Origin of the sequence: Alcanivorax nanhaiticus, from assembly GCF_000756665.1 — a bacterium.
Classification (GTDB): Bacteria; Pseudomonadota; Gammaproteobacteria; order Pseudomonadales; family Alcanivoracaceae; genus Alcanivorax; species Alcanivorax nanhaiticus.
The window spans coordinates 280852-292590 of sequence record NZ_ARXV01000005.1; the positions used below are offsets into that span (position 1 = coordinate 280852).

Annotated in this window: 3 protein-coding genes; all 3 read right to left on the reverse strand. The window is 58.4% G+C overall.

Translation table 11 applies throughout. The features are described 5' to 3' along the window. Nucleotides 1-206: 206 nt before the first annotated feature. Nucleotides 207-5399: an OmpA family protein gene (locus Y5S_RS08630; protein ID WP_156107668.1), complete on the reverse strand. Its 5193-nt coding sequence runs from the start codon at nt 5397-5399 to the stop codon at nt 207-209. Further along, on the reverse strand, nt 5399-10135 hold the full coding sequence (locus tag Y5S_RS08635; protein ID WP_035232218.1) for an isopeptide-forming domain-containing fimbrial protein: 4737 nt from the start codon (nt 10133-10135) through the stop codon (nt 5399-5401). The genes Y5S_RS08630 and Y5S_RS08635 overlap by 1 nt, the downstream gene beginning before the upstream one ends. Further along, nucleotides 10101-11739: isopeptide-forming domain-containing fimbrial protein (locus Y5S_RS08640; RefSeq protein ID WP_156107670.1), on the reverse strand; the 1639-nt coding region annotated here is incomplete at its 5' end. The genes Y5S_RS08635 and Y5S_RS08640, both read right to left, overlap by 35 nt.

Here is an 11739-nt window from a genome sequence, read left to right on the forward strand (position 1 = left end):
AAATCAGGTTGCTTCCAGAAAGTACCGGGTGCTGTTGCAATGCACGGAGGAGTGGCATACGCCGTGTTACGAGCAGCCCAAACAAAAAGACCGCGCCCAAATCATCGAGCGCGGCCTCTCCTTGTAAGCTTGGTACGCGGGCAGAGCAGGCGACGTTTACTGCCCTCCCCATCCGCGCCTTGTAACTTGAAGCTTGTAGCTGCTTTTTAGATCTTGCCAACCAGGTTGATAAACGCCCCTTCATGATCGTAATCCAGATCGGTCAGATCATCGGAGAAGGTACTGAAGTTGTAGCCCACACCTAATTTCAGATTATCGTTCAGATGGCGATAGATCGCTGCCAGCATACCGCTCTTGCTGTCCTCGGCATCAGGCAGATCCAGCAAGCGGCCTTCCAGAGTCGCATCCCACTTGCGAATGAAATGCCAATCAACTCGCGCCACATAGAGGCTGGCACGGCTGTCGAAAAATTCCGGATCGGCTCGGTCCTGGCTGATCTGGCCGAGACGGTAGGCGTACTTGCCACCGATACTCCAGCGGCGGGTCAGATCATAGATCGCATCCAGAGACAAAATATGACTCTTCTGAATAAACTCCGCGCTGGTGTTATTCAGCGTGACCTGATCGGCAGTGGGCAAGTTGTAGAAGTAAGTGTACTTGGCCAGCACGTTGAGGCGATCGTTATACACCGGGCGGTAACCGTAGCCGAAGATCGCTTCGATAAAGCGACCGTCATAAAAGTCTCCCAGTGAGCTGTCGCTGTCTGAGTAGTTCAGACGACCGATCAAACGCCAGTCCGGGGTGAACTGATACTTGAGGCTATTCTTGGTCAACCAGGTCTTGCGTTCGGAATCGCTCAGATTGGCGGCTTCCATCTTGTCGATTCGATACTCAAGAATACTCGCCATCTGCACGGCGTTGTGACCGTAGCCAACCTTGAAACCATAAGCCTGACGCTCTTGCTCAGCACCGGTTTGACGATCCCGCAAGGTGCCAAAATCCAGAGTGGCTCCGTAATTCCAGCGGTCATTCGGCGCGATGTCCACACCGGTAGCATGAGTCAGGCCGGTGGGCACATCACCATGGCTGTAGCGTTCTTCCAGATACACACTGGTGGTGTCCGAGTAACGGCTGCGCACACCGGTGGCCATGTCACCGCGGCGGGCACGCACACCGTTATCGCTACGCTCATTTTCCAACGCATAATTCAGATACAGGTTGCTGCGATCCGACACCTGGAACTCGGTCCCGGCTTCAGCCCCCACGCCAAGATCACCGCCGGATACTTCACCATTGGTGCGCCAGCGGTCGGTCAGGCGCAGTTCACCACCGGCACCGACGCGGCCATTGTCTTCCTGATTGCCATCCTTGGAAGCCGTGCTCTGGGCATAACCATAGGCAGCCCAGCGCTTGAGAGAATCATAGTCACCGCGCAATACCACATCGGTGCGATCCCCTTCCACCTGAGTCAGCGGCACTACCACAGAGTTATCTTCACGCTTCTCCTGACGCACCCCCGCACTGACTCGCCATTGTTCATTCAGGCGCTGCCCCACATTCAGTTCTGCAGCACTGGTTTCCAGCCCCTGCTCCTGCTCCAGACTATCCACCTTCACCGTCACGTCGGTGCTCTTGGTCACCGGCATCTGCAAGGTGGCACCCACCTGCTCGGTGTCCTTGGCGGTGATCTGACCAGGTGCGGAGTAACCGGCTTCCACTTCCTGACGATACGCGGTCACGTTACCGTCCACCGCCTTGTCCCACACGTCACGGAAGCCAACACTGGCATCTACCCGATTGGCATCGGCGGTGATGTCTTCGCCAGGCAATGCCCCATTGCTGACGCCGGCAAAGTTGTAACCGCCATCGGTGGAGAAGAAGGTGGAATCGTCAGAGCCCTCGCTGGTAGCAAATTCGGTTTTCACCCAGGTCCGGGCGCTCTTGCGCAAGGTTAAATCCACGGACCCCAGATCGCTGCTGGCCTCTTCACTGGAGTTACTACCCGTTACACCCAGTTTCACATGATCGCCAAACCAGTAGTGCATCCGGCCACCCTGAGACAGGTCGCTGGTTTCCTCAAAGCTGAAGGTGTACTCATAGCGAGCCACCAGGAAAACGTCGTTGCCGCTACCGGCATCGGTGGAGACCAGCAGCTCATCCGCCATCTTCGGTGACAGAGGCTCGTTGAGCATTACCCGGCCTTGCAGGTAATCAATATCGTAATCAACCCCGGGCACCAGATTCTTCACGGCCAGCACGATGCCGGAATCCTTGTCACGGACTTCCACGCGTACCCGGTCAGACCCTTCCAGCACATCCAGATGACGCAGGTAGTAAAGCGAACCACCTGTACCGCGGAATTCATCGCGGCCGGCAATGGTGCCTGGATCCGCCACAAAACCGTCGATCATAAAGCGCTGCTCACCGAAACTGGTGACGCCAGCGGATTCGTAGTGCAACTTACCCCCGTAGAGACTGCGATCCACCTGCGCCAACGTGGTATCCAGATAACTGGTGTGGAAGTTACCCCACATCCCGTAATCATCATCACGCTGCACTTTCAGGTAGAACTTGCCCAGGGTAGGCGCACCGTCTTCCACGGTGCTGTCATCGCCGTAAGTGGGGAAGTAATAGTCCGGATCAATACGACGGAACATGGCATCCGGGGACTTATCCATAAAGCCGGTAAACAGATCTTCCACCGGGCCATCCAGTGTGTCGGCACTGGAAGTCAGCTGCCAGTCCTCTCCAAACTTGCCTCGGGTGTAGAACGCCAGGCGGCCATACAGATTGAACTTGTCGTCGTAGTAATCGTCACCGGTAACCAGCTTGGCGGGGCCATCTGTATCACCGTAGGAGGCGGTGACATCAGCCACACCCACATAGAACCAGTCGTTCTTTTCCAGCTCCAGATCCCGCAGGAACAATTCACCGTTACCTTCGTTATCGATGACCGCGACTTCTACGGTATGCAAACCGGGAGGAAGAATTTCCTCGACCGCAAATTCACCTTCTGTCGCCACCGGCACGCTGCGCCCGGCAACAAAGACTTCGCGCCCTTCCGGAATCGCATTCCCGTAAACCCGGATGGTCCCGCCGTTGAGAGGGATCTCGGAACGCACCAGCCGGTTTTCCCCGTACCCCACTTTCAACTCTTCGTCGGGGGTCAGGTACTCATCCTTCTTGTCGGCAAGATCTTCCGGGGTCACTTCATCCACTACCCACAGGGTCTGCGGTGAAGTTTCGTCGTAACGGCCTTCCTTGTCGTAAACCCTTAGCAGATAACGCAGATCGGTACCGGAGGTTTTCTCACCCAGTTCCACCAGCCATTCACCATCGCCATTGACGGGCAATTCCACCACTGCCAGCGGCTCATCGCGGACAGACTTGCCCAGTTCGAAAATGCGTACTTCTGCCTTGTCTAGATAGGCCGGGTAGTTGCTGTAGGCACGGAACTGAACCAGATTGTCCGGGCCTTCGGTTTGCGGGTTGTCCTGCCCCGCCACGGTATTCGGCCAGGCACTCACGTTCAGGCGCGGTTTGATTTCCAGGTTGTCGAACTTGAACTGGATATCGGTATCTTCCAGTGCCACGTCGGTACAACGCTGCACATCCGCCGAGCTTTTCAGCGGGTCATCAATGGCCTTGCCATCCACGCTGATACGCATCAGGTTCAGCGCATAGGGATTGGCCATGTCGACTTCACGAGTCAGGCGCTGAATATCCACCCCTTCCAGATCATCCAGCACTGCCAGTTCGTCATAGACGACTTCGACGTCCACACGGGACACATCAGATTCGACAAAACCCGCATTGACCACATCATCGCTTTGCACGTGGCCGCGACCTTCAAACTCGGTCTGTTCTTCGGTGAGTTTCAGCTGCTGGCTGACCGCCTCCATCACCCGGCGGGCTCGCGCCGTAGACAGCCCTACGTCATCGCCGTAGACCATGGCAGTACGGCGATCCAGACGCTCATTGCTGGTATAGCCGATGAAACGCAGACGCACATTGGACTTGTCTTTCACATCCTCAAGGATGCTGGCCAGACGCGCCATATAACCGTCGGCAATGACCGGATCGCCCTGTTTGTAGATCACCGGACGAATTGCCCCTGAGGGCGGATCATAGGTTCGCGTGACGGTTTCGGCACCCGCCTCTTCCGGACACATCTGCGGCTCACTGGACAGGGACTGCAGGATATCGTCGTACCAGAATTCCACTTCAACCCGGCGATTGAGCGCCCGCCCGGATTCTGCTTCGTTGGAAGCAATCGGGTTACTGCTGCCCTTACCGGTACTTTCCAGCATGGTAGAAGGCAGGGATAGCGCATCCTGCAAGGCCAATAACGCCCGGCGGGCACGCGCTTTCGACAGACCTTCGTGGGTACCGTAAATACGCGCATCACGACCGGTAATCGTCGCATTGTCGGTGTAACCGATCAGCCGGATAACCACGTTGTCCTTGTCCGCCAGGTTTTCCAGTGCCTGCTGGATATGTCTCTGGAAAGATTCAGGAATCTCCACGGACTCATCATTAAAGTGCAGCGGCGGTACCAGATTCTTCACTCGGGTACGCTTGGAATGCCCTTCCTGATAGGTCAGCTTACACACCGTCTCCACCCGGCAGACTTTCACCCGGTTGAGTTTCTCTTCCACTACCACATCTTTCTCGACGGTCTTTTTCTCGACTTCGTCGTACCAGACTTCCACTTCCACCCGGCGGTTTTCGGCACGGCCCGCTGCCGAGTCATTGGACGCCAACGGCTGGGATTCCCCCATGCCTTCATAGGAAATGGATTCCGGTGGCAGATCCAGCGCCACCTGGAAGTATTCTGCGGCAGCACCGGCACGCTCACGGGACAGGCCAGTGTTGTCCCCAAGACGGGCGCGCAGGGCACCAAACAACGGCACGTTATCGGAGTGACCCACAAAGTGCAGGCGCACGTTCAAGCGTCCCTTCATGCCATCCAGTACACCACGTAGCCTCTCCACGTACTCAGCCGGGATTTCAGAAACCCCGGATTGATAGCGAATCGGCGGCACGACATTGGTCAGCTTGATGGTCTTGAGGTTTTCCACTTCTTCAGTCTGGGTCTCAATGCGATCCCCCAGATTCTGTTCGTAGCGGCTTGGGTCCTGCACCCAGGTCTGATAGTCCATATACAAGGGCAGCTGGCGTTCAACCGCCTCGCCGAGCGGCGCAGTTTCGCGAACTTGCGCTTTGGCCGGTTTCTCTGCAGCGGCTTCCTCGGTGGCCTCCTGGGCCTGCAGCGGTGCGCTCAGCCCCACTGCCAAACCCAGAGCACTGATACCCAGCGTCTTGCGCAGCAGCGGAGCACCTGCGACAAGCAGGGATAGCGTTTTCATTTTTGTCGTTAGCACGGTAAGCCTGTTCATTACTTGCTACCTCCTTTCAGAGGTGCGCCGGTTCGCCAGAAAACTTCCGTCTCTATCACCAGCTCGTAAGGGTTCCCCAGCTCGGTCCATTTGCGGGCAATCTGTTTCTTGATGGCCTTGAGGCGGTCTTCCACCAGGCCTTCATCTTCGGTTTCCGCCATGTAGGCGATGCGCAGAATGGACTGCTCTTCCACCAGCTGTTCCATCAGCAATGGCATGCGGGAGCTCCACTGCAACCGCATGTCGGCAGTGCCAGACTCGAAAACAGGATCAGCGACATCCAGCCTCACCACCCGGTGCAGCGCCGCACCGAAGTTGAACTTGACCATCTTGCCTCGGGTGGCACGACGCACCAGCGGGTTTTCGGTGGTCAGGCGGTAGCCGGAAGGCAGGGAACGATCATCCACTTTCAGAATGAAGTTGGAGCCACGCAGCTCGTTGGGCACCACCGCACAGGTGATATGGAAGCGGCCGTACTGATCGCTGGTCACGATCAGACCACGGGCGGTCACGGCGCGGACATTCGGCAAGCCTGCCTCTCCGTCATCCTGATAGCCGTTCATGTTGGCATCGTCATAGACCTTGCCAATCACGTCGGTACAGTCGAAGTCCGGATCAGGAACCACTCGCACCGTGGCCTGGGCTTCGCCGGAAACGGAATCCGCATTCGCCAGCTTGGCTCGGGTGGTGCGCGCCTGGAATACCTGGGCGCGGTTGATGTATTCGCCTTCGCCCACACCGGCACCCACAATGAACAGCAACTTGAGGGTGTGCTGTCCGCTTGCTGAAAGGTCCAGGCCTCGCCAGATAAGGTTGCGCCCTTGTACCTCCGGTTCCACCGGCTGGTCATCAAGACGGGCAGAGTCCTTCACATACTTGAAGCCCGCCGGGAAGCTATCCACGATGGCCAGGTCAGACAGGTCGCTGCCAAAGCTGTTGTTGATACGAATCACGTACGGTACGAATTCACCGCGGCTCACATTCACGATGGAGGCGGTCTTGGTAATGGTCACTGCGCCACTGAGCTGCGGATCTACCGGGATGTGGTTGTTGAAGATCTGGCGATCATCCGCACTGGCACCGGCAAACATCAGTTTCAGGTAATAACCACTCAACGGGCTGCCCGCACTCACGGAAGCAGGCGGTGCTGCTGCAGAGACCTGGGCCTCACACTCCGCCGTGCCCACGATGGCATCGGCGGAACACACTACAGCATCGTAGGCAGCCGTCTGCTCACCGGTCAGTGGCGGAATCACCGTGGATTCACCCGGCGTAAAGGCACCGGCAGGCGGCGTCACCTGGATACGGTAGTCCGCAGCTGACGGACAGGACCCGTCACTGAAGTTCAAATCAAACTTGTAGAACCCGGAAGGCAGCGTGACCTGACCTTGCTGGGCGGTGCTGTCGAAACAGCTGGCCGCTACCGCATTGCCGCTGGCGTCCACCATGGTCAACGTGGCGCCCGCTACCGCTTCGCGGGTGATGGAGTTATACACCACCCCATTGGGATCGATGGGCAGGTTAAGGTCCGCCACCAGACTATCGGCAGCAGCCGTAATGCCGGTGATCACCTGCAAACCATCAGTAAACGCCGGATCAGAGTGGGTGTAACCCAGCGGAGCCGTGCTCGCCGTGGCTCCCGGTGCCACGAAACGCAACTCGTAGGTGTCTCCCGGCTGCGTCTCCGGCAGGCCGACAATGCTGTAGGAACCATCGTTTGCCGCAATGGTGCTGCGCAGCAATACATTGTTCTGCCACGCCTGAATTTCCCAATCTACCAGCGCGGTTTCAGTGGCATCGAAGACGTCATCAAAATCCACATCGTGCCAGAGGAAGCCTGACAGGGTGGCAGTGCCGGGTATGGCACCGACCTGGGATGTCACACTGCTGTTGGCCGTCTGGGTATTGTTATTCCAGTTCACCACACCCGTGTTGGTGAAGGTGGTTCCGGCCAGCACGGTGTCGTCCAGCAGAATACGGAAGCGCAATACCGCGCTGTCACCCGGTGCCAGATCACCGTAGGCAGTACCGTAGTCTCCCACCAGAATGGCACCTTCGGTGACACCGGCCACGCCGCCATTGAGACGGGCAGAGCCTGCCACATAAGTACCAACGCCGGTCAGCCAGGCCAGATCATCCTGAATCACTACCTGGGTAGCCGGCACCACACCTTCGTTGGTGACTTGCACAGTGTATTCCAGCTCAGAGCCGGGCAAAGCGGCGCCGCCGCCCACCACCAGCACACTCTTGGCAATGGAAACCTGCTGGGCTTCACCGACAATGATTTCCGTCGGCTGGTCGCCATTGGAATCCACGCCATCCTGGTCAGTGAGTTCATCCGGCAGTTCGTTGCTGGTCATGGTGCCCTGGTTGATAATCACTGCGCCCGGCAGGGTGCCCGCATCGATGATCACTTCCAGCGTCACCACAGCCGAGCTGTTGGCAGCGATTACGCCTGCGGCTTCACCTGGCGAGTTGACCTCCATGCCAGCCACCAATGCGGAATCTGCGCCATTGTCGGGCACCGGGGTACCGTTCAATGTGGTGACGGTCGTACCTGTCACATAAAGGGTTCCCGCCGGGATCGCATCCTGCAGCGTCACTCCGCTGGCCGGAATATCGGCAGTGTTGGTCACCGTGAAGGTATAAATCAGGGTCTCGGTCGGGTCCGGCGCGCCGTTGTTGTTGGCATCACTGGCGGGATCCAGCATCACCGTCTTCTGCACATCCAGCAGCGGCAGGTTGCCGACGATATCCACGGTGGGATCATCCGCCACAGCAGTCGCCGGATCATCGGAAGGCTGTTCCAGAATCGGAGTACCGCCTGCACCGTCACCTGCCACAAAGCCCTGGTTGACGATACGGGTACCCGGCAGCGCATCGCTGTCGACAATGACATCAAAGCCAATAGTGGCAGTGGCATCTGCCCCCGCCGCAGGGTCCGCATCCATGGCACCCGGCGTCACGTTAACCGGAGCATTGATCAGCATGCCGCTTTCCAGCGCGGAAATGCCCACTGCCGGATCGGCCACCACATTGCCATTCAGAGTGGTGCTATTCGGCACGTAAGTGGTGTACTGCGGAATGGCATCGCGCAGGTACACATCCAGTGCATTTTCGTTGCCGATGTTCACCACGGTGATGGTGTAACGCAGGGTATCGCCGGGGCTCAGCACCGTGAGGTCCCCGGTGATATCCGCTGAGACCTTCTGCACCTGCATCTGCGGTGCGGACATGATCAGTGTCTGGGTAACACCAACAGCCGGATCAAATGGGGTAACGGGTGCCCCGCCGACAATCACGGCGGACTGGTTTTCCACCAGGGTGCCGTTGGTAATCACCGCTGCCAGGGTAATCTGGAAAGTGATCGTCACCACATCGGAACCGCTGCCATCAGCACCCAGCACCAAATTACGCAAATCAACCAGACCGGCGCCGTTAGTGCCGCCATTAATGTCGGTAAAATCGTTGAAGGTGCTGCCGACCACACTCAACGCGGTCATGCTGCCTGGAGCGAACACGATATCCGTGTTCCAGCTTCCCGGATCATCCTGGAAATCGAAGTCCGGCAGGCTGACAGAATTGCGGTTGTCGAGGGTGATGGTGTACTCGAGCACATCCCCGGGGCTGGCATTGTCACCCGCCTGACCGGTGGTGACATTGAACACGGACTTGATGATATCGATGTCCGCCGCGGTATCGATGGTCGATACCACCGGCCCCACGCAGTAATCATTGAAGTCCGATGGGGCCGGACAATTATCACCAATACGCTCCAGCGGATTGATGGTATCCAGCGAGGTCCAATCTGCGATCACCGAATTGGCCAGCGCACCGGACGCCGCGCCCACGGTCACCTGGTAAGTGAGCACCAGACTTTCGCCCGCTGGCACATCCAGGCTTTCATCACCGTTACCGGCACCCCAGGTCAGCTCATTACCATTGATGGTCGGATCAGGGTTGAAGCCGACCACGGCAACACCACCGATCTCGGCGCTGGCTGAACTGGCCACCAGGGTCAGTCCGGCAGGAAGGGTATCGATCACATTGGTATCAAAGGCTGTGGCATTGCCACTGTTGGCCAGGGTGACGGTGTACTGCAGCACATCGCCACCTGCCGCCGGGCTCCCCGGATTGGTCAGGTTGGCCACATCCTTGGTCAGCCCCAGCACCGGCTCGACAATGGTCAGCGTCTCCGCGGGCGCACTGTCCAGGGCGGCACCGGCATAGTCGGTATAGGTGTAGGACGCACTGTTATCCAGGGCGACACTGTCATTGGTGATGGCAGAGTTGTCCACATAGGTTGTCACAGTGACGACCACATCATCGCCAGCCTGCACATCACCCACGTCGAACTGCAGATCCTGACCCACTCCGGTATTGGCGATGGGTGCAGCTGCAGCTCCGGCAATGGAGACTGTGGCGCTGTCGAACACCAACTCGTCGGTGAGGGTGTCCGTCACAATCACCCCGCCACGGGCCGCGTTGATGGCAGGTACGGTGATCTCATAGCTCACCGACTCGCCAATGGTCACGTCGGTATCCGGTGCCACCGGCAAGACCACGGTCTTCACCGGCGCGGGATCCACGACCGCATTGGTCATCCAGAACTGAGCCGGGGTCAGCGGGGTGTACTGTTCACCCTCGATAGCCGGAGCAGGCAGGGAATCATAACGGTTGAGCAGAATATTGTTGGCCCAGTTACTGTTGGGCGGCACGCTGGTATAGAAGCCCACGTCGTAGCTGACGGTGGCACACTGGCCCAGTCACATTGGTGTCGAAGGCCGTCGAACTACCGGTGTTGACCATGGTCACCGTGTATTCGATGGTATCCCCGCCCGCTGCAGGGCTGCCCGGGTTGCTGAGATTGGCGGCCGTTTTACCAATGGTCAGCAGCGGCTCGACAATAGTGAGCAGATCAGAAGGTGCACTGGGCAGCGGCGTGGCCAGACCATCATAGGTGTAGCTCACTTCGTTGCGGAAAGTATCACTGTCATTGCTATCGACCGTGTTGACCACGTGGGTGGTCAGGGTGATGACAGCCGTATCTCCCGCGGGGATCTGGGCCAGCGTCATGGTCAGATCCTGGCCTGCCGTACTCACATTCAGAGCCGCCGGGGCACCACCAACGTTGGCAGTAGCGCTGTCATAGGCCAATGCGGCTTCGAGGGTATCCGTGATCTCCACATTATCCCGCTGTGCAGCAATAGCCGGGATGGTGATCTCGTAGATGACGGTTTCGCCGATCGTGACCTGACTGCTGGGGGAAATCAGCGCTTTCACAGGCAGCGGGTCTGCCCCTGCATTGGTCATCCAGAATTCTGCAGGGGTCGCCTGACTGTACTGCTCTCCATCCGTAGTCGGGGTCGGCAGCGACCAGTAATCGCTTACCTGGATGCGGTTGGCCCAGGTCTGATTCGGCGGCACGCTGGTATAGAAACCCACGTCATAGCTGACGGTGGCACACTGGCCCGCTTCCACTGGCACCAGCAAGTCGAAGGTCATGGTGCTGTCGGCACTGCCACTACCCGGTATCAATGCATAGTTATAGCCGCTGCCCTGCGCCTGGCCTGCGCCGTTTACGCTGACCTGCAGGTTGCTGATGGTGGTTTCATCCAGCTCCTGCTCCAGGGTATCCACCAACTGCACGTTATAGGCCGGCGCCGCGCCAGGATCGTTACAGGTCTCCAGCACGTAGGACATGGTGTCGTTGACGATATCCACCGTCAGCGCCGAGCCACTGTTCGGGTAGCTGTTGCCCGCCGGGTCTTCCTTGATGATCTGGCTCAGCACTGGCTGCAGAACGGTGATATCCACGTTATCCGACAGCGAAGAGGCTCCGTCGTAATTCACCGTTGCCGCATTGTTCAGCACGGTGCTCGCCACCTGGGTCAGGCCTCCGGCCAGCACCCGCGCTTCCACTTCAATCACCAGATCATCATTGGCCACCCCATCCGGGGTGTTGCTGATATCGCCCAGCGCCCAGTTCAGCGTGCCGCTGTCACCCGGGGCCGGTTCGGCCGTCGGGGTAAAGGTGATATTGGCGCTGTTCACATAACTGAAGCTCACCAGCTCCATGTCACCTGGCAGGGTGTCACTGATGTTCACGCCGGTAGTCTGGCCTTCACGCAGGCTCAGGGTCAGCGCATAGGTCACGGTGTCACCCACCCGTACGGTGCTGTCTACCGCAGTGCTGTAGGCATCGTCCCAGCTATCGGCCAGTACCGTCTTGGCGAAGCCGGAGGTATCCACGGAGGTGATCGACGCGGTGGCCGGGCCGGCACAGTAATCGTTGAAGTCCTGATGCGGTGGCCGGACCGGCACAGTAATCGTTGAAGTC

Coding starts and splice junctions, on each gene's coding strand:
- Y5S_RS08630 (WP_156107668.1), bottom strand. CDS start 5,399: ATGAACAGGCTTACCGTGCTAACGACAAAAATGAAAACGCTATCCCTG.